Annotated in this window: 22 protein-coding genes and 1 tRNA gene; 7 read left to right on the top strand and 16 right to left on the bottom strand. The window is 72.6% G+C overall.

What is annotated here, in order from left to right:
* Nucleotides 1–4 precede the first annotated feature (4 nt).
* On the bottom strand, nt 5–1,366 hold the full coding sequence (locus OEB99_RS11580) for an ABC transporter substrate-binding protein (RefSeq protein WP_263510252.1): 1,362 nt from the start codon (nt 1,364–1,366) through the stop codon (nt 5–7).
* The gene (locus OEB99_RS11575) at nt 1,363–2,529 is read right to left on the bottom strand and encodes a carbohydrate kinase family protein (RefSeq protein WP_263510251.1); all 1,167 of its coding nucleotides are present in this window, start codon (nt 2,527–2,529) and stop codon (nt 1,363–1,365) included. Before OEB99_RS11575 ends, OEB99_RS11580 begins: the two co-directional genes overlap by 4 nt.
* A gap of 111 nt (nt 2,530–2,640) precedes the next feature.
* On the opposite strand from OEB99_RS11575, the gene OEB99_RS11570 reads away from it, so the two are divergent.
* The 3 genes from OEB99_RS11570 to OEB99_RS11560 all read left to right on the top strand — a co-directional run bounded on the left by OEB99_RS11570 (nt 2,641) and on the right by OEB99_RS11560 (nt 5,947).
* Nucleotides 2,641–3,387, top strand: coding sequence for a DeoR/GlpR family DNA-binding transcription regulator (locus OEB99_RS11570; RefSeq protein ID WP_263510250.1), 747 nt, complete (start codon nt 2,641–2,643; stop codon nt 3,385–3,387).
* Nucleotides 3,384–4,733: a 6-phospho-beta-glucosidase gene (locus OEB99_RS11565; protein WP_263510249.1), complete on the top strand. Its 1,350-nt coding sequence runs from the start codon at nt 3,384–3,386 to the stop codon at nt 4,731–4,733. Before OEB99_RS11570 ends, OEB99_RS11565 begins: the two co-directional genes overlap by 4 nt.
* 158 nt (nt 4,734–4,891) lie before the next feature.
* Nucleotides 4,892–5,947, top strand: coding sequence for a DNA polymerase domain-containing protein (locus OEB99_RS11560; protein WP_263510248.1), 1,056 nt, complete (start codon nt 4,892–4,894; stop codon nt 5,945–5,947).
* A gap of 230 nt (nt 5,948–6,177) precedes the next feature.
* Here OEB99_RS11560 and OEB99_RS11555 read toward each other — a convergent pair whose 3' ends face one another.
* The 8 genes from OEB99_RS11555 to OEB99_RS11520 all read right to left on the bottom strand — a co-directional run bounded on the left by OEB99_RS11555 (nt 6,178) and on the right by OEB99_RS11520 (nt 12,608).
* Complete coding sequence (locus OEB99_RS11555; RefSeq protein WP_263510247.1) at nt 6,178–7,119, bottom strand: hypothetical protein; 942 nt, start codon at nt 7,117–7,119, stop codon at nt 6,178–6,180.
* Between the two features lie 93 nt (nt 7,120–7,212).
* Nucleotides 7,213–7,953, bottom strand: coding sequence for a polyphosphate polymerase domain-containing protein (locus OEB99_RS11550; RefSeq protein ID WP_263510245.1), 741 nt, complete (start codon nt 7,951–7,953; stop codon nt 7,213–7,215).
* Nucleotides 7,950–8,558 carry a DUF4956 domain-containing protein gene (locus tag OEB99_RS11545; RefSeq protein WP_263510244.1) on the bottom strand — a complete coding sequence of 203 codons (609 nt, stop codon included), beginning with the start codon at nt 8,556–8,558 and terminating at the stop codon, nt 7,950–7,952. Before OEB99_RS11545 ends, OEB99_RS11550 begins: the two co-directional genes overlap by 4 nt.
* A gap of 174 nt (nt 8,559–8,732) precedes the next feature.
* Complete coding sequence (locus OEB99_RS11540; RefSeq protein ID WP_263510243.1) at nt 8,733–9,785, bottom strand: LacI family DNA-binding transcriptional regulator; 1,053 nt, start codon at nt 9,783–9,785, stop codon at nt 8,733–8,735.
* 182 nt (nt 9,786–9,967) lie between these two features.
* Nucleotides 9,968–10,126, bottom strand: a complete 159-nt coding sequence (locus OEB99_RS11535; RefSeq protein WP_263510242.1) for a hypothetical protein — start codon at nt 10,124–10,126, stop codon at nt 9,968–9,970.
* Between the two features lie 88 nt (nt 10,127–10,214).
* On the bottom strand, nt 10,215–11,768 hold the full coding sequence (locus OEB99_RS11530; RefSeq protein WP_263510241.1) for a DUF4153 domain-containing protein: 1,554 nt from the start codon (nt 11,766–11,768) through the stop codon (nt 10,215–10,217).
* Between the two features lie 178 nt (nt 11,769–11,946).
* On the bottom strand, nt 11,947–12,186 hold the full coding sequence (locus OEB99_RS11525) for a zinc ribbon domain-containing protein (protein WP_263510240.1): 240 nt from the start codon (nt 12,184–12,186) through the stop codon (nt 11,947–11,949).
* Complete coding sequence (locus OEB99_RS11520) at nt 12,183–12,608, bottom strand: MarR family winged helix-turn-helix transcriptional regulator (protein WP_263510239.1); 426 nt, start codon at nt 12,606–12,608, stop codon at nt 12,183–12,185. The genes OEB99_RS11525 and OEB99_RS11520 overlap by 4 nt, the downstream gene beginning before the upstream one ends.
* A gap of 160 nt (nt 12,609–12,768) precedes the next feature.
* Here OEB99_RS11520 and OEB99_RS11515 point away from each other — a divergent pair, with 160 nt between their 5' ends.
* Nucleotides 12,769–13,005 carry a hypothetical protein gene (locus OEB99_RS11515; RefSeq protein WP_263510238.1) on the top strand — a complete coding sequence of 79 codons (237 nt, stop codon included), beginning with the start codon at nt 12,769–12,771 and terminating at the stop codon, nt 13,003–13,005.
* 108 nt (nt 13,006–13,113) lie between these two features.
* On the opposite strand, the gene OEB99_RS11510 is transcribed toward OEB99_RS11515, so the two are convergent.
* Complete coding sequence (locus OEB99_RS11510) at nt 13,114–13,851, bottom strand: ABC transporter permease (protein ID WP_263510237.1); 738 nt, start codon at nt 13,849–13,851, stop codon at nt 13,114–13,116.
* Nucleotides 13,848–14,777 (bottom strand): ABC transporter ATP-binding protein, encoded by a 930-nt coding sequence (locus tag OEB99_RS11505; RefSeq protein ID WP_263510235.1) that lies wholly within the window; start codon nt 14,775–14,777, stop codon nt 13,848–13,850. The genes OEB99_RS11510 and OEB99_RS11505 overlap by 4 nt, the downstream gene beginning before the upstream one ends.
* Before the next feature lie 175 nt (nt 14,778–14,952).
* Here OEB99_RS11505 and OEB99_RS11500 point away from each other — a divergent pair, with 175 nt between their 5' ends.
* On the top strand, nt 14,953–15,417 hold the full coding sequence (locus tag OEB99_RS11500; RefSeq protein ID WP_263577615.1) for a DUF8821 family protein: 465 nt from the start codon (nt 14,953–14,955) through the stop codon (nt 15,415–15,417).
* 4 nt (nt 15,418–15,421) lie between these two features.
* On the opposite strand, the gene OEB99_RS11495 is transcribed toward OEB99_RS11500, so the two are convergent.
* Nucleotides 15,422–16,495: a Gfo/Idh/MocA family protein gene (locus OEB99_RS11495; RefSeq protein WP_263510234.1), complete on the bottom strand. Its 1,074-nt coding sequence runs from the start codon at nt 16,493–16,495 to the stop codon at nt 15,422–15,424.
* A 114-nt stretch (nt 16,496–16,609) separates the two neighbouring features.
* Complete coding sequence (locus OEB99_RS11490) at nt 16,610–16,984, bottom strand: VOC family protein (RefSeq protein ID WP_263510232.1); 375 nt, start codon at nt 16,982–16,984, stop codon at nt 16,610–16,612.
* A gap of 74 nt (nt 16,985–17,058) precedes the next feature.
* On the opposite strand from OEB99_RS11490, the gene OEB99_RS11485 reads away from it, so the two are divergent.
* Nucleotides 17,059–17,499, top strand: a complete 441-nt coding sequence (locus OEB99_RS11485) for a MarR family winged helix-turn-helix transcriptional regulator (RefSeq protein WP_263510231.1) — start codon at nt 17,059–17,061, stop codon at nt 17,497–17,499.
* Nucleotides 17,500–17,688: 189 nt separating this feature from the next.
* A complete protein-coding gene (locus OEB99_RS11480) occupies nt 17,689–19,026 on the top strand; it encodes a DUF4214 domain-containing protein (protein ID WP_263510228.1) in 1,338 nt (445 codons plus the stop codon).
* 314 nt (nt 19,027–19,340) lie between these two features.
* On the opposite strand, the gene OEB99_RS11475 is transcribed toward OEB99_RS11480, so the two are convergent.
* Nucleotides 19,341–19,413: transfer RNA gene (locus OEB99_RS11475), tRNA-Thr, on the bottom strand.
* Between the two features lie 152 nt (nt 19,414–19,565).
* Nucleotides 19,566–21,128: an alpha/beta hydrolase gene (locus OEB99_RS11470; RefSeq protein WP_263510227.1), complete on the bottom strand. Its 1,563-nt coding sequence runs from the start codon at nt 21,126–21,128 to the stop codon at nt 19,566–19,568.
* Nucleotides 21,129–21,150: the final 22 nt, after the last annotated feature.

The following is a 21,150-nucleotide window of genomic DNA, read 5'->3' as shown; positions in this document are numbered from 1 at the left end:
GGTGTCAGTCGGACTGACCGACGAAGTCGGCATAGTCCGCCTCGAGCGCCTCGGTGAACTCCGCCGGGGTCTTCTGGCCGGCGATGAGGTCCTGCAGCGACGTCGCGAGGGTGTCGCTGAAGGTCGGCGTCGCGTAGTCCAGGTACGGCAGGAGCGCGCCGCTGGAGCTGACCTCGTCGAAGGTCGCGAACACGTCGGCCTGCACACCGGAGTCGGGGGCGAGCTCGGCGGTCCGGTTGACCGGGAGGTTGCCCTTCTCCGCGATGATGCTCATGGCGTCGTCGCTGGTGATGAAGTCGATGTACGCGGCGGCCACGTCCGGGTTCTTCGAGCCCGAGGTGATCGCGAACGGCAGGCCGGTGCCGCCGGTCGTCGCGATCGTGCCGTCGTCGAGGGCCGGCGCGAAGAAGCCGACGTCGTCGCCCATGGCGTCCTCGAGGTCGGCGGCGAGCCACGAGCCACCGATCAGGAAGACCCCGTCACCGTCCGCGAGCGCCTGCCAGGCGGCGTCGTAGTCGGTGCCGTTCGGGCCGTCGTTGAAGTACCCGTCCTCGACCCAGCCCTGCAGGGTCGCCGCGGCGGCCTCGTTCTCCGGCGTGGTCCAGCTGGCGCCGGGGTTGCCAAGGCCGAGCGCGACGATCTGGTCGGCGGGCACGGTCGCGCCCTGCAGCGGGCCGAACACGTGGATGGCCGGCCAGCCCTCGATGTTGCCGAGCTGCATCGGGGTCTCGCCTGCGGCCTTGGCGGCGGCCAGCGCGTCCTCGAAGTCCGCCCAGGTCGCCGGCACGTCGAGACCGAGGTCGGCGAGCTTGGACTTGCTGTAGAAGATCCCGACGACCTCGCCGACCTGCGGCAGCCCGTAGAGGTTGCCGTCGCCGAAGACCGTGCCGTCCTCGGAGTACGACGAGTACTGCAGCACGTTGGGCGAGTAGCGGTCGAACCAGCCGTACGCCTCGGCCCACGGGTCCAGCGGGACCAGCTGACCGGCGGCGACGAACTGGCCCATGGTGTTGCGGCCGTTGTTGGCCTGGACCACGTCGGGTGCCTCGTCGTCGGTCAGCGCGAGGCGGAGCGTGGTCGCCAGGTCGTCGAACGACTGCGAGTTCCGGTCGATCGTGACGTTCGGGTACTTCTCCATGAAGGCCGCGTTGAGGGCCTCGATCTGCTCGTTCTGCCCGCCGCGCACCTCCTGGTCCCAGACGCTCAGCGTGACGTCGCCCAGCGAGGCGATGTCGGTCTGGACCTCACCACTGGTGGCCGGCGCGCTGGTCTCCTCGGAAGTGCCCGAGCCGGGCGCGCAGGCCGCGAGCGCGAAGGCCGCACCGACGGCCAGGGCACCCCAGCGGGTGGATGCTCGTACGTTCATCGTCGTCCTCTCCTCGTCGGCGTACTGGTTCGCCGCGCCCCGCGGGCGTGGCGTGAACTGGGTTCGTGCAGGTCGGAGTAGAGCGTGAGAGTGGCCTCGGCACGGCGGACCGCGTCGACCGCGCCGCGCGGCAGCACGTCGTCGAGGAAGCCGTAGCGCGCCACCAGGTCCCGGTCGCCCGAGGTCTGGCTGGTGCGCTGCCACCAGTCCGCGATGTCGCCCCAGCCGGGCGCGGCGAGCGAGCCGCCGAACTGCTGGACCGCGAGCGCGGAGCACAGCGCGGAGAACGCGAGGCGGTCGGCGAGCGGCCACCCGGCGAGCGTGCCGACCACGAGCGACGCACCGAACACGTCGCCGGCGCCGGTCGCGTCGAGCGCGACGACCTCGACTGGTGGCACGTGCGCCTGCTCTCCCGTGCTGGAGTCGATCCCCCGGGCGCCCTCCGTGCCGCAGGTCACGATGGCCAGCGGAACCCGCTCGGCCAGCGCGGCGACTGCTGCCTGCGCCGTCTCGGTCCGGGTGTAGGCCGTCGCCTCGACGACGTTCGGGCTGAACGCGTGGCAGCGGTCCAGCGCGTCGAGCACGCTGGGCGCCCAGCGTTCGGTCGGGTCCCAGCCGACGTCGGCGAACACCAGCGCGCCGCGCTCGGCGGCGGTCGTCCACCACGCCGGAGCGGTCTCGCCCTCGGGCGGCAGGTCGGTGATCACGGCGCGCGAGCGGGGCGGGTCACCGACGAGCTCGTCGTCGGTGATCGGGAGGGGGTGGCCGTGCGTCACCATGCTCCGGTCGCCGTGCCTGGCCATCGACACGGTGACGGCCGAGTGGCCGGGGAAGCGGCGCGAGCTCGTCAGGTCGACGCGCTCCTGCCGTTCCAGGACGTCCCAGCACCACGACCCGTACACGTCTTCGCCGAACCCGGCGGCGAGCCCGGTGCGCAGCCCGAGCCGGCTGGCGGCGACCGCGAGGTTCGCGATGCCGCCGGGGCACGAGCCCATCCCGGCCGCCCAGACCTCGGTCCCGGGGGCGGGGTCGGCCGGCAGGTCGGTGAAGATGATGTCGTAGAAGATCTGGCCCGAGAGCAGCACGTCGAGCTCGGGACCACCGTCGGCGCGCAAGGCAGCGAGCGGGTCACCCCGCCGGGTCGCGCCATCGGCTCCGGTCACGTGCTCGCTCCCTTCGGTAGGGCGTCCGCCACACCTCGGTGCTCGTGGTTGCTTGCAGCATAGTCTCGAAGATGCTCGGAATTGCACCCTTCTGACTGATAGTGTTTCAACGTGCTCACCGCGACGCGACAGGCGGAGATCCTGCGACTGCTCCAGGAGTCGGGTGCGGTCGCGGTCGAGGACCTCGCCGACCGGTTCGGCGTCTCGGCCTCCACCATCCGGCGCGACCTCAACGTGCTCAGCGCCGAGGGTCTGCTGCGGCGCGTGCGCGGCGGCAGCATCGAGGCCGACGCGGTCCCGTTCGCCGACGTCGCCCGCCAGGCCGCCACCGAGAAGGAGCGCGTCGCCGAGGCGGCGGCCGCGCTGGTCCGTGACGGCGACGTCGTGCTGGTCGACATCGGTACGACGACCGCGGGCCTCGCGCGCAGGCTGCGCGGCAAGCGGATCACCGTGCTGACCTCGAGCCTGGCCGTGGTCGACGAGCTGCGGGACGACGACGACGTCGAGCTCGTGGTGCTCGGCGGCGTGGTGCGCAAGAACTACCAGTCCATGGTCGGCATGCTCACCGAGCAGGCGATCAGCCAGCTGCGCGCGCACGTGTGCTTCCTCGGCACCAGCGGCGTGCGGCCCGACGGCGTGGTCATGGACACGACAGGGATCGAGGTACCCGTGAAGCGCGCCATGATCGCGTCGGCCGAGCGCACCGTGCTGCTCGCCGACCGCACGAAGTTCCCCGGCACCGGCCTGCTGGACGTGTGCGGTGCGAACGCCGTGCAGACCCTGGTCACCAACGTCGACGCCGACCCGGCGACGCTGGACACCTTCCGCCTGGCCGGGGCCGAGGTCGTGACCGCATGAGGCTCACGATCCTCGGCGGCGGCGGCTTCCGCGTCCCCCAGGTGATCGAGGCGGTCGCCGACCCGCAGGCGCCGGTGCGCATCGACGAGGTCGCCCTCTACGACGTGGACCCGGCCCGGCTGCGCGTGATCGCCCGGGTGGTCGGGCCGATCGCGGAGCGCAGCCCGCACGCACCGCGGCTCACCGTGACGACCGACCTGGACGAGGCGCTGCGCGGCACCGACTTCGTGTTCTCCGCGATCCGGGTCGGCGGGACGGCGAGCCGGGTGCTCGACGAGCGCGTCGCGCTCGAGCTCGGCGTGCTCGGCCAGGAGACCACCGGGCCCGGCGGCCTCGCCTACGCGCTGCGCACCGTCCCGGTGATGGTCGAGCTGGCCCGGCGGATCAGGGCGGTCGCGCCGGACGCCTGGGTGATCAACTTCACGAACCCGGCCGGCATCGTCACCGAGGCCATGCGTACGGTGCTCGGCGACCGGGTCGTCGGCATCTGCGACACCCCGATCGGGCTGATGCGTCGCGCCGCCCGGGCGCTCGACCTCGCCGAGGCGCCGCACGGCGCGGGGGCGTTCGACTACGTCGGGCTGAACCACCTGGGCTGGCTGCGCGGGCTGCGGGTCGACGGCCGCGACGGCCTCGGGGACCTGATCGGCGACGACGCGCGGCTGATCGGGATCGAGGAGGCGCGGCTGATGGGTCCGGACTGGGTCCGGGCGATCGGCGCGCTGCCCAACGAGTACCTCTACTACTACTACTTCACGCGGGAGGCGACGCAGCGGATCGCCGCGTCGGCGGCCACTCGCGGGGAGTTCCTGGACGAGCAGCAGCGCGCGTTCTACGCCGCGGCGGACCGCGACGGCGCCGACGCGCTGGACACCTGGCACGCGTCGCACCGCGAGCGCGAGGCGACCTACATGGCCGAGAGCCGCCCGGAGGGCAAGGAGGGCGAGCGCGCCCCCGAGGACGCCGAGGGCGGGTACCACCAGGTCGCCGCACAGCTCATGGCTGCGATCGCGACCGACCGCCCGGCGACGATGATCCTCAACGTCCGCAACGGCGACCTCGTGCCGGGGCTGCCGCCCGAGGCCGTGGTCGAGGTCGGCTGCGAGGTCGACGCGGAGGGCGTGCACCCGTGGCCGATCGCGCCGGTCGAGGGGCACATGCTCGGCCTGATGGCGCAGGTCAAGGCGGTCGAGCAGCTCACCATCGAGGCCGCGCTCGAGGGCTCGGCGGACCTCGCCTGGAAGGCCTTCGCCCTGCACCCGCTGGTGGACTCGGTGGCCGTCGGGCGCCGCCTGCTCGAGGACTACCGCGGCGCCTTCCCGGAGCTCGGCCGCACGCTCGGCTGAGCGGTCGCGGTCCCGGGCCGCCGGCTCGGCGCCCCCAGGCACGGCCCGGGCCGACCCCTGACCGGCCCGGGCCGTGCGGGCACCCCTGGCCGGCTCGGCGCCGGCCGCCCGAACACGCTCGGCGTGCCGCTGTCACCCCCAGCACCTAGCGTGTCGGCATGGCAGCGCCCGCCGTCGAGCTCGAGGTGGCCGGCCGCACCGTGCGCGTGTCCAGCGCGGACCGCGAGGTGTTCCCCGGCGTCACGAAGCTGCAGGTCGTCGAGCACTTCGTCGCGGTCGGCGACGGCATCCTCGCGGCCCTGCGGGACCGCCCCACCACGCTGGAGCGCTGGCCGAAGGGCTGGCACGAGGGCGCTCGGCTCTCCACCCGGATGGACTCCTCGGGTGACGGCTTCTACCAGAAGCGCGTGCCACAGGGCGCTCCCGACTGGGTGCAGACGTCGACGATCGGGTTCCCCAGCGGCCGGACCGCCGACGAGGTGCGCCCCACCGAGCTCGCCGTGGTGGCCTGGGCCGCGAACCTCGGCACGCTCACCTTCCACCCGTGGCCGGTGACCTCGGCGGACACCGATTCCCCCGACCAGCTCCGGATCGACCTCGACCCGCAGCCCGGCACCGACTTCACCGACGCGGTCCGCGTCGCCCCGCACCTGCGGGAGCTGCTCACCGAGCTCGGCATGCAGGGCTGGCCGAAGACGTCCGGTGGGCGCGGCCTGCACGTGTTCGTCCCGATCGAGCCGCGCTGGACGTTCACCCAGGCGCGCCGCGCGACGATCGCGCTGGGCCGCGAGCTCGAGCGCCGGCTGCCCGGGAAGGTCACCACGAAGTGGTGGAAGGAGGAGCGCGGCGAGACGATCTTCGTCGACTACAACCAGATGGCCCGGGACCGCACGATCGCGTCCGCGTACTCGATCCGGGCCAACGCCCGCGCCACGGTGTCCACGCCACTGCACTGGGACGAGCTCGACGCGGTGCACCCCGACGACTTCACGGTCCGCACGGCGGCCGCACGCTTCGCCGAGGTCGGCGACCTGTTCGCACCGCTCGCGGCCGGCGCCGCGCCCCGGTTCTCGATCGAGCCGCTGCTCGAGATGGCCGACCGGGACGAACGCGACCACGGCGCCGGCGACCTGCCCTACCCACCCGAGTACCCGAAGATGCCGGGCGAGCCCAAGCGGGTGCAGCCCAGCCGCGACGCCGATCGCGAGCGCTGAGGGGCGCCGGACAGTCGCCGGGCCCGGCCGACAGGGCGCCGACCGTTCCAGGCGAATCCCGCTACGCGCGGCCCGACCGAGGCCCGCGCGGTCGCACCGATGTGCGCTGTCCGTCTCCGCGAGTTCGCTGGCTGTGCGCGAGTTCGCTGGGTGGGCTCAGCGAACTCGGCGCCGATCAGCGAACTCAAGTGCCCATCGCGCGTCACGAGGGTCTTCCGACGAGCACGGTGTCAGCGCACGCGGCGGGGTGGTCTGCGTCGTTCGCGGCGTGGGACGTGCGGCGGGTGGGGCGGGTAGTCGTCGGTCAGGTAGGCGGGCACCAGGTCGGCCAGGTCGAGCACCAGCTCGGCGAGGCCCTCCACGCGGACCAGATCGGTGGGCCCGGGCACGTGCACGACGACGTCGCGACCCTCCACGAGCAGGGACAGCCCGGGGAACGCGGCGCGGTCCAGGCGCTCCAGCAGGCGAGGGTGGGCCACCTCGTGCGCGAAGCGCAGGTCTGCGCAGCGCACCCGCCACCGCTCGTTGATCTGATAGGACTCCACGGCGATGTCCTGGCCACCCAGGGCCAGGTCGACGCGGTCGTGGACGGCCATCGGGGTCAGGTGCAGCGCGGGGAACCTCCGTGGCCCGGCGACCATCACCGCGTGGGTGGCCCATCGGGTCCAGTCCCTGCCCAGTCCCAGGGTCAGCGAGGTGACCTCACCGCGCGGGGTGGCACGGGTCAGCACGTCGCGCACCCAGGTGCTGGTCGGCGTTCCGGGTGCGTCCCACCGGCTGGACAACAGCCTCGAGCGGGGCTGGTACGCCCAGCCATGGGCCTCGGCCCAGCCGCGCATCCGGGCCTGGTGCACGGCCAGCCGCAGCCGACGCCGCCGCGCTCCGACCGCCGCGAGAGGGATCACCACGATGCACACCGCAACGGTGACGGTCAGGAGCACCGGGTCGTTCCATCTCGGCTCTGCGCCGCCGCGGGCGATGCCCACAAGCGTCCGCACCACGCCGTAGCACAGCAGCGTGGTCAGGCCCGCGGCGATCAGCCCCGACGCCGCCAGCCCACCGACCACGCCGGCGGCCCGCCAGCGCGACAACCGTCCTTCGCGCACCCCGCGCCGCAGCCCTGCGAAGAACCCACGCCACCACGGCACGTCCGCGGCCCCCTGCGCACTCACCCCACCCACATCGGCATCCGGGCGCGAACGCCTGAGCACCGTGTGCCGGCTCGCCCGTCGCGGCGGTCAGCGGGCGGGCACCCGGCCCCGCGACTAGCCGACCAGCGACAGCGGTCGCCGCCACCGGTTCCCCGGCAGCCCGCGCAGCGCGGCCACCCCGACGGCGTACTTGCTGATCGCGAGCGGCCGGACGCCGTGGGCCCACAGCCACCGGTCGGCGGGTGTGGCCCGCGCACCGGACTTCACCTCGACGATCGCCATGCCGTCCAGGCCGACCTCGTCCGCCCCGTCGCCGCAGCGCAGGTCGGTGTCGATCGTCATCCGCATCGGCACCGCCGCGTCGACGACGGTGGTCCGGCGGTACCGCGTGGTGAGCGTCGGCACGAGCTCACGGTCGCCGACGAGGTCGCCGATCCGCTCCTCGATGAAGGCGATCCCGGCCCGGTCGAGCGTGGTGGTCTCGGCGTCGTGCGTGATCCGCTCCTTGACGGTCTCGCCGCGGCTGCCGCGGGTCTTGACCTCGAGCACACTGTGCCCGCTGTCCAGGTAGGTGCGGGTGCGGACCTTGAACCGGTGCCGCCGCCGGCCCGCCGCCGCCCGGTAGGCGGCGAGGTCGTCGGTGTCGAAGTAGACCGACTCGTAGCCGAACCCGGTGCGGCCGTCGATGGTGAGGACCCTGCCGTGCGGCACGGCCTCGCCGACCAGCTGGTCGGCCAGCTCGAGCGGCACGAGGTATTTGCGGTCCACCCGCGTCTGCAGGTGCGCGACCTGCTCGATCTCCGCGAGGTCGATCGGTGCGAGGGCCTCGGCCGCGGGTACGGTCGCGGTGCTCATCGCATGAGCTCCGCGGCACGGGCGCCGGCCGCGGTCGGCACCTCAGGGTCCCGGCGACCCGCCGGGAGCACCTCGTAGCGGACGTCGATGACCATCGAGTCACGCACGAGGTCCGAGCTCTGCACGGTCGCCAGCCGGATCTTCGCGCCCAGCATCGCGGCGAGGTGGGCCTCGAGCTCGCGCTCGTCGGTGATCACACGGTCGAGCGTGATGACCTGGCGGCGGGCCCGCACCTGCCAGGGCAGGTGGTCGACGGCCGCGACCACACCGATGACGAGTGCGGCGAGAACGGGTGCGAGCCACTCGGGGTTCGGCTGCAGGCCGAACAGCAGGCCGAGGGCGAGCGAGGCGAAGTAGTACGCGACCTCCTCGTGGCTGATCTCGGACGAGCGCAGCCGCACGATCGACAGGACGCCGAACAGGCCGAGGCCGAGGCCGAGACCGACCGCCGCGTTGGTGAGGACCGACGTGACGGCGAGGACGCCGACGTTCAGCCCGACGTACGCGACGAGCATCTCGCGACGCCCGTGGCGCCGGAAGTACGAGCCGTAGGCGAGCAGGGTGACGGCGACCAGGTCGATCGCGATGAGCAGGAGGTCGGGCACGGCCCCTCCAAGAGTCGGGAGCGAGGAACGCTCGTAGCTGCGCGGGGTGGTCCCCCTTGTCACCGACAGTTCTACGGAGGTGCCCTACGGCACCGCTGTGCCGAACCTGTGAGTCACCTTTGGGGGCGTGACCTGGGGCTTCAATCCGCTCGACGACCCGCGTTCACCGGGCGTTCAGGCGGGCGCGGGCCCGGTGGACCGGCGCACGACGAGCTGGAGCGGGAGGAGCTCGTGACGGGCCTCGACAGGTTCTCCGGCGCGCACCCGCGCGATCTCCGACACCAGCAGCTGCGCGGCCAGGTGCCCCTTGGCGACGAGGTCCTGGTGCACGGTCGTGAGCGCCGGGCGCACGCTGCGCGCCAGGGCGGAGTCGTCGAAGCCGACCACCGAGAGGTCCTCGGGCACGCGCAGTCCGAGGTCGTGCGCGGCGTGCACGACGCCCCACGCCATCAGGTCGGAGAAGCACAGCACCGCGGTGGGCGGGTCCTCGGTGTCGAGCAGCAGCTGGGCGCCCTCGTACGCGTCGCGCTCGGCGTTCGACTGCGCCTGCACGGCGACGACCTCGACCCCGCCGAGCCCCTCCAGCCAGCCGGCCACCCGTTCGTTCGCTACGTAGTTGGTGCCTCGGACGGTGGGGTCCGCGATGAGGCCGTGCGGCCCGTACCAGTCGATCGCGATCAGCCCGACCTTGCGGTGGCCGAGCTCGACCAGGTGCCGTGCCGCGGCCCGGGCCCCGCCCCGGTCGTCGAGCAGCACGCTGGACGCCTCACCTTCGGGTGCCTGGTCGACGTAGACCAGCGGGAGTCGCCGCTTGCGCAGCCAGGACAGCGCCTCGGAGTCGCCGGCGCAGGCGTAGATCAGTGCACCGTCGATGGGGATGTCGCGCGCGGGGATCCGCTCGGTCGACAACCCGGACGGCAGCAGGGCGACGGCCATGCCGGTCGGCGCGAGGCTCTCGGCGACCGCGCCGAAGAACTCGGCCGCGATCGGGTCGGTGAACGCGTGGCGCACCGACTTGGTGAGCAGGACGCCGATGGCACCCGTGGCACCGCGCGCCAGGGCGCGTCCTGCAGGGTCGGGGCCGACGTACCCGAGCTCGTCGGCGGCGGCCAGGATCTTCTCGCGCAGCTCCGAGGAGAGCTGGTCGGGCCGGGAGAACGCGTTGGAGACGGTCATCCGCGAGACCCCGACGTGGTCGGCGACGGTCTGCAGGGTCACCCGGCCCACGGCGACGTCCTCACCGTGCCGCGGGACCCGATCCTCACCCGACCCAGGGTAGGGGCCTTCAGCCGGGGCGTCGCCCCGGGTGCCCATCGCCTCCCGCGCGCCGTCGACGGTCGGCAGCGCACCTCGGGTGTCGCCCCCGGCCGGCGGTCCCTCCGGCCGGGGGCGTCGCGGGGCGTGCACCGTCACGGTCGGCGCCGGGCCCCGTCCCGGTGCTCGCGACGACGTGCGAGCACCCGTGCGCGCCGTGATCGGTCCTCGACCGGCGGCGCCCACGGCATGACGGACTCGATCTCGTCCAGGACGGACGCCCGGGCGAGCAGGTGTGCGAACGGCAGGTACATGTCCCCCTCCTTCTGTACCGATCAAGAATTCTGTACCGATACAGTAGGCGGCCGGTCTTTACCGGTCAAGTCCTTTCGAGGAGGCGCCTCAGGATCCCGTCGACGCGCAGCCCGTCCCGCCTCCCGACCGCACGGTCGCGAGGGCGTCCTCAGCGCGCGACCGACCGAGGTTCCACGACGCCCAGTCGGTGTCGTCCGGCGCCACCGCGCAGCCCAGCACCCACGACCGCTGCGGATCGTCGAGACCTGCGAGCACCGGTGTCGCGTCGGCGGACAACCCGGCCAGGTAGTACTCGTCCAGCGGCGCGTCCGCGGCCAGGTCGTACCGGGCGATCGTGGCGTCCGGGTTGATCGCGACGAGAACGCCGACCCCGACCACGACCGCGGCCGCCGCCGCGCGGGGCAGCCACGCACCTCGCCACCGGATCCCCGCTGCCATCACCAGGACCAGCACCACGCCCAGCACGACCTCCGCGACGAGCACGAGCAGCCGAAGCCGGGTGAGCCCGTAGGCGTCGACGTACAGGACCATCCGACGCAGCGCCGACGCGACCACGCCGAGCGTGCCGACTCCGAGCACCCCGAGCGCGACGCTCGTCGCGAGCCGCTCGCGCCGGGAGCCGCGCGGCGCCCGACGCGCGGCGACCCCCACCACCACGAGGGTCAGCGCCGTGACCACGACCAGCTGCCCGAACCCCGCCCGCGCGTAGTCGGCGTAGGTCAGACCGGTGGTCGCCATCACGTAGCCGTGCCCGGCCAGCAGCCCCTTCGCCTGGACCGCGAGGAACGCCACGACTAGCACGTCGAGCGCCACGATCGGCGCCAGCCAGTCCGGCAGGCGCGCGGGCCGTCGGCGGTCGGCGGCGTCCGGCCAGTGGACCGGCGCGGCAGCCAGGTGGGCAGCGGTCAGCGCTGCACCGGCCACCAGGAGCCCGAGGACCACCCGCCCAGGCAACGAGCCGACATCCACCCGCGGCAGGTACGCGGCGAACAACGCGTCAGCCCCGGCGAACAGCGCACCGAACACCACGACCAGAATCACGGTGACCAGTGCGCTGCGCAGCGCACGCACGAGCGCGGCGCGCCGCTCCCCCACCGCGCGCCGTGCCAGACGGGCCGCGAGCGGTCCGGTACGCAGCGCGCCGACCGCCGTCGCGAACGGTGCGAGCAGCACAGCCGCCGCGCTGCGGGCCCCGGTCACCGCGACGAGCACGGCAGCGATCCCGGTCACGGTGGCGACCCCGACCACCCAGCCGGCGTCCCGCACCGCCACGGTCGCCAGCAGCGCAAGGCCGCCGACCGCGAACGCGAGGTCGAGCCACGCGCGCCGCCGCAGGATCAGGACGGCCGGCGGCACCCACACCGCGAGCTCGACGAGCGCCAGCCCGAGGCCCGGCCGGTGCCCGATCACCAGGACCCCGCCGAGCACGCCCGCGAGGCCGACGGCGATCAACGCCCAGACCGGCAGCTCGGCGCGACCGGCCTCCCAGGTCCGCCGCAGCGCGCCGTCCCACCGCCCCGGCGGCCGCGGCGGCACCAGCGCACGGCCCGCAGGGTCCGCCCACCCGGACCCGCCTGGCCCCCCGGCCGGACTCGGGTACAGCGTGGTGCTCGGGCCGGGGCGCGGGGGCGGTGTCGTCATGTCGCTCACGCTAGGAACCGGCGGCCCCGACGTCTGCGGTTGGCCGCGGGGGTCACGGAACGATCATGTGCAGGGTCCGCCACACCTGTGCACGACCTGTGCGGTCCGTGCGCGTCCGGTGCAGGCCGTCACCCGCGCGGGTGACGAGGCGACATTCGCCGTTCCCCCGAACGGCGGGCTAGACCTCGCCGACCAGCTTCGGGTGGTTCCGCCACGCAGGCATCGTCGCGAGGTAGGCACGGGTGTCCGCCTCCAGCTGCTCCCGTGAGGCGTCCGGCTTGCGCCGCGCCTGCCAGTCGACCATCGCCGCGAAGCGGACGTCGAACTCCTGCAGCGCGCCCTCGGCGTCCGTGCAGTGGCGGCAGTAGCGGCCGGACTCGATCGGCATGCCACAGCTCTCGCAGGCCGGTGTCGTCATTCGTTGTTCCTCTCCGACGCCCTGATCAAGGCGTCGGGTCCGTCGACGAGGCCGCGCCGGGTCGCCTCGTCGAGCTGTTCCATGGCCTCCGCCACCCGTCGGCGGTCCAGCACGTCCGCGTCGGCGCGCAGCCTGGCGATGCCCGCTTCGGTCAGCCAGACGAGCGTGCGTCGGCGGTTGGCGGGATCGGGCTCGCGCTCGAGGAACCCGTGGCCCTCGAGCTGGCTGACGATCTCGCTCACCACCGACTGGCTGCGGTCCAGGTGCCTCGCCGCCTCGCCGATCGCGATCGGCCCCGTCAGGGAGAGGTGCTGGAGCACCGCTCGCGAGGCGTTGGTCAGCTCGCTGCGCCGTCCGTCCCGCCGGTGGAACGCCAGGAACGCGGCCGGGAAGCTCTCGCAGAAGTCGTCGGCGGCGCTCACCTCCCCATCGTCGAATCAGCCCCATTCATCGTCAATCCCGATGGAAGCCGCCGGTCGCACGCCGACCCGACGCGGGCCGGGACCGGGGACCTTCGCACCTCGATGCCTCGGGCGAGCGCGGCCGATCATGGGAGCAGTCGGAACCCGAAGGGAGCCGATCATGAAGAAGTGGCAGGACCTCACGCCCCTCACCCGCGCGACGCTGCTGTTCGTGGCGAGCGTCGAGCTCTCGATGGCGGCGACTGCCTGGGCCGACCTGGCGATCCGGCCGAAGACCCACCTCAACGGCTCGAAGCCGATGTGGGCGGCCCTGATCGGGGTGAGCTTCGTCGGGCCGATCGCGTACGCCGTGCTGGGCGTGCACAGCCGGCACGTGTCGCCGATCCCCGAGGACTGAGATCCCGCGCCGGTGACCTCGGCGGCGTGACCGTTGCCGAGGCGCTTCGGCGCGCCCGGCGCGGGCGGTCGCACGTCGGCGCCCGCTCACAGCGGGTTCACCGTCCGGCTACCGCCACCGGGTCAGGATGTCCTCGCGGTTGAACATCGCCCGGGCCGCCCAGAGCAGTCCCGCGACCAGGACCACGAGGACCGCGCAGACCCATAGCATCGTCTCGGTGTCCAGGTCGATGCCGCCGACCTCGCTCGTGACGTACAGGGCCGCGAACGGCAGGGCCGGCAGCGCACCGATCTGCTGCGCGGTGCGGACGTCGTTCGCCCGCGCCGAGACCAGGACGCTGATCGCCACCCCGAGCGCGGCCGCAAGGGGCACCACGACGAACGCGGTGAGCATCGACGGCCCGGTCGGGAAGTAGGCGCCGCTGAGGAGGTCGCGCGTCTGCAGGTCGGCGAGGGTCATGAACACCGCCATGCCGACCCAGGTGGCGCCGATCGAGGGCAGCCAGGCCGCGAGGAACTTGCCCACCAGGATGTCGCCGTCGCTGACCGGCGTGGCGAGCAGCGGCTCGAGGCTGCGCTCGACCTTCTCGCCGACCAGCGAGTAGGCCGCGATCCCGGTCGGGATGGTCGCGGCGCCGATGACGGAGAAGAAGAGGAACGAGTCCAGCAGGCCGGTGAGCACGTCCGCGGGGATGTTCTCGGCCCGGTGCACGATGTAGCGCACCACGATGCCCAGCCCGACGCCCGCGATCAGCGGGAACAGCGCGATGGTCCCCACGGTCGCGCGCCGGTGCAGAGCGACCCACAGGTCCTTCGCGGCGATGGTCCGCACGTCGGCGAGGCTCATGCGGCACCCCCGACCAGTCCGAGGTAGGCGTCCTCGAGGGACTCCTCCTGCGGGATCACGGCCCGGATCGCTGCGCCGGCCTGCGCGAGGCCCGTGACCACCGCGGGCGTGCCCGCCCAGCCGGCCGCGAGGTCGACCGTCACGGTGGCGCGGTCGACGCGCACCAGGGTGGCGCCGGCCGCTGCGACGACCTCGGCGTAGGCCGGGTCCCAGGCCTCGAGCTCGACGCGGAGCCGCGCGACCTTGCTGCGGTCCCGCAGGTGGTCGGGCGTGCCGACGGCGACCAGCCGCCCGCGCAGCACGCCGACGCGGTCGCAGACCCGTTCCGCCTCGTCGAGCCGGTGGGTGTTGACCACCACCGCCCGTCCGTCCGCACGGAGCTCGGCGAGCATGCCCCGGACCAGGGTGGCGGCCTCGGGGTCGAGGTTCGCGGTGGGCTCGTCGAGCAGCACCACCGGCGGCTCGTGCACCAGGGCGCGGGCCAGGCCGAGTCGCTGCTTGAGGCCTTTGGACAGCGTGGCGGCCGCGGCGTCGCGGCGGTCCCACAGGCCGAACCGGACCAGGAGGCCGTCGATCCGGTCCGCCGCCTCGGCGGGCGGCACGTGGTAGAGCCTGGCGAAGAGCGCAAGGGTCTTCGCGACGGTCAGATCGGGGTAGAGGCCGACCTCCTCGGGCAGGACGCCGACCAGGCGGCGCGCCCGCTGCGCCTGCTTCGGGCCGTCGGTGACCCGCTCGCCCGCGACCGTCACCGTGCCCGTGGTGGGGCCGATCAGCCCGGCGATCATCCGGAGCGTCGTGGTCTTGCCGGCGCCGTTCGGCCCGAGCAGCCCGAACACCTCACCGCTGTGCACCTGCAGCGAGAGACCGTCCACGGCGACCAGGTCACCGAACGTGCGGGTCAGCCCCTCGGTCACGATCAGGTCCATCGCACGACCGTTCGTCGGCGCCCGCGGGCCCGTCACCCGCTCCGGCGCAGCCTGGCCGAGAACACCGGCCACTTCCAGTGATACCACCGTGCGGCCGGACCCGATCGCCGGGAGGGCGAAGGTGACGCGACGGTGGGTACGCTCGCCGCGTCGGATCCATCCTCCGGGGGTGCGCATGTCGCAGGTCGTCGACTTCGTGAACGTCTCGACCGCAGGACTGGAGTCCTCGCCCGTCGCGGACGCTCTCGCGGGGCTGCGGGCCAACGAGGCCCGCTACTTCAAGAACAAGTACGACCACGTCTTCACGGTCGACCCGGCCGACGAGGCCACCGAGATCGTCGACCGGGTGCACCGGATCCTCAAGGACGAGCGCGACCTGGTGATCGCGTCCCGGCCGCTCGAGGCGACCGAGTTCGAGGTCGACGGCATCCGGTGGTCGTACGTGTTCTACGAGTCGGGCCTGTCGATCAACGTCCTGTACAGCATCGAGGACGGCAAGAAGCGCGCGGTCGGCTTCAAGCTCTCCGACGGCATGGACGTCCCCGAGGAGCTCGCGGACCGGTTCAAGTTCGCGCGGCAGAAGTCGAAGCTCGCCGGCACGATCCGCGGCTCGTTCTTCGTGATCAAGGGCGAGTACTGAGCCCTCAGGCCCACACGTCCGGCGCGACGCGCACGTCAGCGCCGAGGCGTGCCGACTCCTCGATGGCCAGCCCGACCGCGTGGTCCTGGCACGCGTCGGCGAGCGAGTACGGGCCGGGCGCCTCGCCCCTCGCCCAGGCGCCGGTCGCGGCGAGGTTGCTCGCCACGGCGATGTCGTCCTCCGACAGCCGGGTCCCCACCCACGGGTTCCGGTAGACCACGCGCCCGTCGAACGAGGCGTGCACCACCTCGTTGCCCTCCAGGTTCAGGTCGATCCCGCTGCGGCGGTACACGATCGGCGAGGTCACCGGGCCGTCGGCGGTGAGCCGGGTCACGGTGTCGTCGACGATCTCGCCGAGCGAGCCCCGGACCACGAGCCGGCGCGCCCGCAGCGGGTTCCACCACTGGTTGTCGACGAAGTCGTACAGCCCCATCCGGCCGTCCCCGAAGTCGAGTGTCGCGATGGTGGTGGTGCGCGGCTCGGGCCGGGGGTCGTCCACCCAGTCACCGAGGTGCAGCGGGTCGGCCAGCGGCGCGGTGAAGGTCCGGGCGTTCACCGTCACCCCGGCCATCCCGACGCCGAGGAACGCCCGCACCAGCGACACCGCGTGGTACAGGTGCGTCGAGGAGATCTCGACCGACGTCGGCGCGCCGATCACACCGCCACCCACCACAGCGAGCCTGGCTGCGTGCCCGGGCATGAGCACGTACTGCTCGCCGACCTGCACCGTGGCGCCGGGGCCGACGTCGGCCCACAGCGCGCGCAAGCCGTCGAGGTCCGGTGCGGGCGGCGTCTCCGCCAGCACCTTCGCGCCGGCCGCGACCAGCTCACGGATCAGCACGGGCATGGCCGGCCAGGTCACGTCGGCGACCACGAAGTCCGGCTCGAGCGCGAGCGCCTCCGCGACGGTGCGCACCGTCGGGACGCCCCACCTGGCGGCGATGCGCTCGCCCGCCGACGCGGTCCGGGTCACGACCGCGACGGCCTGCAACGCCTCCGGTGCCGCGCGGGCGATCCGCAGGTGGAACTCGGAGCGCCACCCGCTCCCGACGACGGCGAACCTCACTGGATCGGGCAACGGACGTCCTTCCCGGTCGACGCGGTTGCCGGCGCGAACCGCACCCGAAGCACTTCTACCGCACGCGCTCGGCGCGGGCCTCACCAGGATCGCAGCCGGCGCCCGCCCGGCAGGTCACTTCCTGGCGTGAACCGTGACGACGTAGCCGTCTGGGTCGCGGAAGGCGAACTGGAGGCCGAACGGTCCCTCGAACGGCTCCTGCACGATGGGCGCCCCGAGCTCGAGCAGCCGCGAGTGCAGCCCGGCGGGGTCGTCGTTGTGGAACCACACGCCGACCCCGGCGCCGAGCTGCCCGACCGCGTCGAGGTCGACACCCGGGAACGGGTCGCGGACCGCGAACGCCACGTCTCCCGCTGCGAACACGACCGCGGCCGGGTTCGGCGCCGGCAGGCGGGTCAGCCCGACAACCTCCTCGTAGAAGCGCGCGGAAGCCTCCCGGTCGCGCACCTGGAACGAGACGAAGTCGGGTCCGGTCGTCGTGGATGCCATGTCAGTTCTCCCTTGTCGCTCCTCATCAGTGTCAACACACTGACACTCGCTCAGTGATGTGTCAAACTATTGACATGGCAGACGGGCGTCGCACGGCACCGGAAGAGCTGGGCGTGCTGATCAAGGAGACGCAGGCGATCCTGCACCAGCGCATGGACGAGGTCCTACGCCCCCTCGGGCTGAGCGTGCCCCAGTACGCGTGCCTCGAGGCGCTCGCCGACACACCGGGGATCACCAGCTCCGAGCTCGCCCGGCGTGCCTTCGTGTCGCGCCAGTCGATGAACGTGCTCCTGCAGGGGCTGGAGAAGCACGGGCTCATCGAACGGTCCGAGGAACCCGGACCCCGCCGCGAGCGAGCCACCGCGCTCACGGCCTCGGCTGCCGGGCTGCTGGACCGGGCCCGAACCGAGGTCTCCGGGGTCGTGGAGGTGATGACCGGGGGGCTCACCGCCCCCGAGATCCGGCGTCTCCAAGTCCTCCTCGGGAGCTGCCGGGACGCGCTCCTGGCGCCATGACGCCCTGCTGAGCGGCCCGGTCCGGTTCATGCGCGACTTGGCGACCACGTCGTGGGGTGGCCGGGCGCGGCGCGCGGTCGGCGCGGACCCGAGTTGGTCAATGGGCGAAGCCGCACGACGGAACTCGCGCGGCAGGACCCTCAGTTCGGGCAGACTCCGCAGCAGACACCGCTAGCTGGAGGTACGAACGTGCGTCGGCGTATAGGAGTGATCACGTTCCTGATCGGCGGGCTGGTCGCCGCCGCTGCCACACCCGCGCAGGCCGCTGAGCAGACCCCAGAGCCGGTGAGCGCCACCACGAGCGCCGAGGGGTACGTCTACGCACGTGACGTCCTCGAGGCGTTGTGGATCGAGCCCGAGAACACCTCGACGTACAGCCGGTCGTCCTTCAACTTCTGGATCGACGCCAACCACGACGGGTGCGACACCCGCGACGAGGTCCTGATCGCCGAGGCCCTGGGCGGCAGCACCAACCCTCGGGGCCCGCGATGCCCGGTCCGGTCAGGCATCTGGGTCTCCCCCTATGACTCCGTACACACGACGGTTCTGTCCGACCTCGACATCGACCACATGGTGCCGCCGGCGGAGGCGTGGGACTCCGGGGCCTGGGCATGGAGCGCAGCCCAGCGCGAGGCGTTCGCTAACGACCTGGACTGGCCGGCCAGCCTCATCGCAGTGACCACCACCATGACGGCGGCCAAGGGCGAGAAGGACCCGGCCCAGTGGATGCCCCCCGCCTACTACACGTGTCAGTACGTCATCGACTGGGTGACCGTGAAGTACCGGTGGAACCTGTCGATCGACGAGGCCGAGTACAGCGCGCTCGCCGCCCTGCTCGATGGAAAGTGCGCCGGCGTCACCACCCAGGTGCCGGCGAAGGCGAACGTCCCGGAGCCGCCGGTCGCGATCCGCGCCTACATCACCGCGGTCTACTACGACCTCTTCGGGCGCAGGCCCGACCCCACGGGCCTTGCGACCTGGACCGCCAAGCTGCAGACCGGCACGCCCTACGGTGAGGTCGCCAACGGCATCACCTACTCCGACGAGTTCCGCACTGGCCTCATCCAGAGTTCCTACCGGCGCTATCTCGGTCGCGGCGCGGACTCCTCGGGGCTCGCGTTCTGGCTGGACAAGATGCGCGACGGCTGGCACATCGAGCAGATGCAGTCCGGGTTCATCGCCTCCGACGAGTTCTACGCCCGCGGCGGCGGCACCGACGCCGGCTGGGTCCGCCTGCTGTACCGCACGGTGCTCGGCCGCTCCGCCGGATCCTCCGAGGTCGCCTACTGGGTCGGCGAGATCAACGGCGGACGTACCCGCCAGAGCGTCGCACTCGGCTTCCTGTACTCCACCGAGCACCTGACCGACGTGGTCGACGGCTACTACGTCAGCCTGCTGTACCGACACATTGACCCGACGGGTCGCACGTTCTGGGTCACCCAGATCCAGCAGGGCGCCCGCGACGAGCAGATCATCGCCGGCATCGTCTCCTCCGACGAGTACCGCGCGAGCACGCGAGCCGTCTGACCCTACGAGCAGAACGACGGGCGCTGGCGGTCACGCTTCTGGGGCCGCCAGCAGTCACACTCTGACAACCTTGAGCCGCGATGGCTCGGGCGTGTCGCGCGATTGGCTACCCAGACAGGTCCATGCGGGCCACGAGCCCGGGCAAGTTCGAGGGCGTCGCGCCCGGTGATGTCACTCCGGTCGGAACGCCCGGAGCGCAGGCACCCGCCAACCAGCTCCGCGCAGGCCCGTCGATGCATCCCGCTGATGCGCCATGCCCGATGAACAAAGGCCCGTCCCTGCACGTCCGCAGGTGAGGGGCCTCGTCTTCAGGGAGCCGCCTGTGGGAATCGAACCCACGACCTTCTCATTACGAGTGAGACGCTCTGCCGACTGAGCTAAGGCGGCGTCGTCGGTTCGGTCCTGCGACCGGCTGACGAGCGCGGCCTACTGTACCGGCGCGCGCACGAGCGACCAAAGCGGGATCGGCGGCCCGTCGTCGCGGCACCCGGTCGCGGGCCGACCAGCCGCCGCGGAGACGCCGCGCAGCCTGCCCCGACTCAGCTGCAGACCGTGCCCGCGGCCGGCACCGTCCCGTTGATCAGGTACCCCTCGACGGCGTCCGAGATGCAGCTCCCCGCACGGCCGTAGGCGGTGTGGCCCTCGCCCTCCCAGGTGAGCAGCGTGCCGGACTCAAGCTGGTCGGCCAGGGCCTGCGCCCACTTGTAGGGGGTCGCCGGGTCGCCCGTCGTGCCGACCACCAGGATCGGGTTCGCGCCGGCTGCGGTGACCGCGTGCGGCGTGCGGGTCGACTGGTACGGCCAGGTCTCGCAGCCGGGCCCGAGGGCGAACCAGTCGGCGAACGTCGGCGCAACCGTGGCGACCTCGTCGCGGAACGCGAGCATCTGCTCGAAGTCGCGGGTCTCGGTCGGGTAGTCCAGGCAGTTGATCGCCTGGAATGCGAGGTTCGAGTTCGACAGGTACGTGCCGTCCGGGGTGCGGTCCAGGTAGTAGTCCGCGAACTCGTAGAGCATGCTCCCGGTGCCCTGGTCGATCGCCTCGGACAGCGCCTGGGTGAGCAGCGGCCAGTACTGGTCGTCGTAGAGCGTCAGGATGATGCCGTAGAACGCCATGGTCCCGTTGGTGACGTTGCCGTCGCCGGCGTCCAGCGGCCGGGCCTCGGCGCGGGTCACCAGGTCGGCGATCTGCTGCATGCCCTCGTCGACCGTGCCGTTCAGCGGGCAGCCGCGCGTCTCGTAGCAGTACGACACGTAGGAGCGCAGCGCGTCGTCGAATCCCTGCGCCTGCTGGATGGACAGCTCGTCGTTGGTCAGGGTCGGGTCGAGGGCGCCGTCGAGCACCAGACGGCCCACGTTCTCGGGGTAGAGGTCCGCGTAGGTCGAGCCCAGGAACGTGCCGTACGAGAAGCCCAGGTAGTGCAGCTGGTCGTCGCCGAGCACGGCGCGCATGAGGTCCATGTCGCGGGCCGCGCTCACCGTGTCGACGTGCTCGAGCAGCGGGCCGGTGTTGTCCAGGCACTGCTGGCCGAACGCGGTGGCCTCGGCCCGGGCCGCGTCCAGGTCGGCCTGTGAGGTCATGGGCGTGTCCTCGGTGAGGAACGGGTCCACCGCGGAGTCGGGACCGCAGTCCACCGCGCTGGACTTCCCGACGCCGCGCGGGTCGAACGCGACCACGTCGTAGGCGTTGAGCATGTCCTGGCTCAGCACGTTGTTCACCAGGTACGACAGGAAGTCGATGCCGGACCCACCCGGACCGCCGGGGTTGATCAGCAGCGAGCCGATCCGTGCGTTCGGGTCGGACGACGCGTCGCGCTCCAGCGCGAGCTCGACGGACCCCGCGGTCGGGTCGTCCCAGTCGAGCGGGGCCAGCACCGTCGCGCACTCGTAGTCGCCGCAGTCGGTCCAGGTGAGCTGCTGGCCGTAGAAGTCGTCCAGGGACCCACCGTCGGTCGGCCCGGTGGCGCCGGAGGAGCTCGACGAGGTGCTCGTCGACCCCTCGGCGGGGGTGGTCTGCTCCTTGGGCGCGACGCAACCGGCCAGGGTCAGCGCAAGGACGGGGAGCAGGACGACGGGTCGGAGAAGGCGGGAGACGCGCACGAGCACCGGGTCACAGTAACGGAGCAGG

This window comes from Actinotalea endophytica, from assembly GCF_025717005.1.
GTDB lineage: Bacteria > Actinomycetota > Actinomycetes > Actinomycetales > Cellulomonadaceae > Actinotalea.
Note: the sequence above shows the minus strand (reverse complement) of the source record. Positions and strands in the feature narration are given on the sequence as shown.

Excerpts from the sequence above, each read along its gene's own strand:
- OEB99_RS11580 (WP_263510252.1), bottom strand. The coding sequence starts at position 1,366 with ATGAACGTACGAGCATCCACCCGCTGGGGTGCCCTGGCCGTCGGTGCG.
- OEB99_RS11565 (WP_263510249.1), top strand. The coding sequence starts at position 3,384 with ATGAGGCTCACGATCCTCGGCGGCGGCGGCTTCCGCGTCCCCCAGGTG.
- OEB99_RS11560 (WP_263510248.1), top strand. The coding sequence starts at position 4,892 with ATGGCAGCGCCCGCCGTCGAGCTCGAGGTGGCCGGCCGCACCGTGCGC.
- OEB99_RS11550 (WP_263510245.1), bottom strand. The coding sequence starts at position 7,953 with ATGAGCACCGCGACCGTACCCGCGGCCGAGGCCCTCGCACCGATCGAC.
- OEB99_RS11535 (WP_263510242.1), bottom strand. The coding sequence starts at position 10,126 with ATGTACCTGCCGTTCGCACACCTGCTCGCCCGGGCGTCCGTCCTGGAC.
- OEB99_RS11530 (WP_263510241.1), bottom strand. The coding sequence starts at position 11,768 with ATGACGACACCGCCCCCGCGCCCCGGCCCGAGCACCACGCTGTACCCG.
- OEB99_RS11525 (WP_263510240.1), bottom strand. The coding sequence starts at position 12,186 with ATGACGACACCGGCCTGCGAGAGCTGTGGCATGCCGATCGAGTCCGGC.
- OEB99_RS11515 (WP_263510238.1), top strand. The coding sequence starts at position 12,769 with ATGAAGAAGTGGCAGGACCTCACGCCCCTCACCCGCGCGACGCTGCTG.
- OEB99_RS11510 (WP_263510237.1), bottom strand. The coding sequence starts at position 13,851 with ATGAGCCTCGCCGACGTGCGGACCATCGCCGCGAAGGACCTGTGGGTC.
- OEB99_RS11505 (WP_263510235.1), bottom strand. The coding sequence starts at position 14,777 with ATGGACCTGATCGTGACCGAGGGGCTGACCCGCACGTTCGGTGACCTG.
- OEB99_RS11500 (WP_263577615.1), top strand. The coding sequence starts at position 14,953 with ATGTCGCAGGTCGTCGACTTCGTGAACGTCTCGACCGCAGGACTGGAG.
- OEB99_RS11490 (WP_263510232.1), bottom strand. The coding sequence starts at position 16,984 with ATGGCATCCACGACGACCGGACCCGACTTCGTCTCGTTCCAGGTGCGC.
- OEB99_RS11485 (WP_263510231.1), top strand. The coding sequence starts at position 17,059 with ATGGCAGACGGGCGTCGCACGGCACCGGAAGAGCTGGGCGTGCTGATC.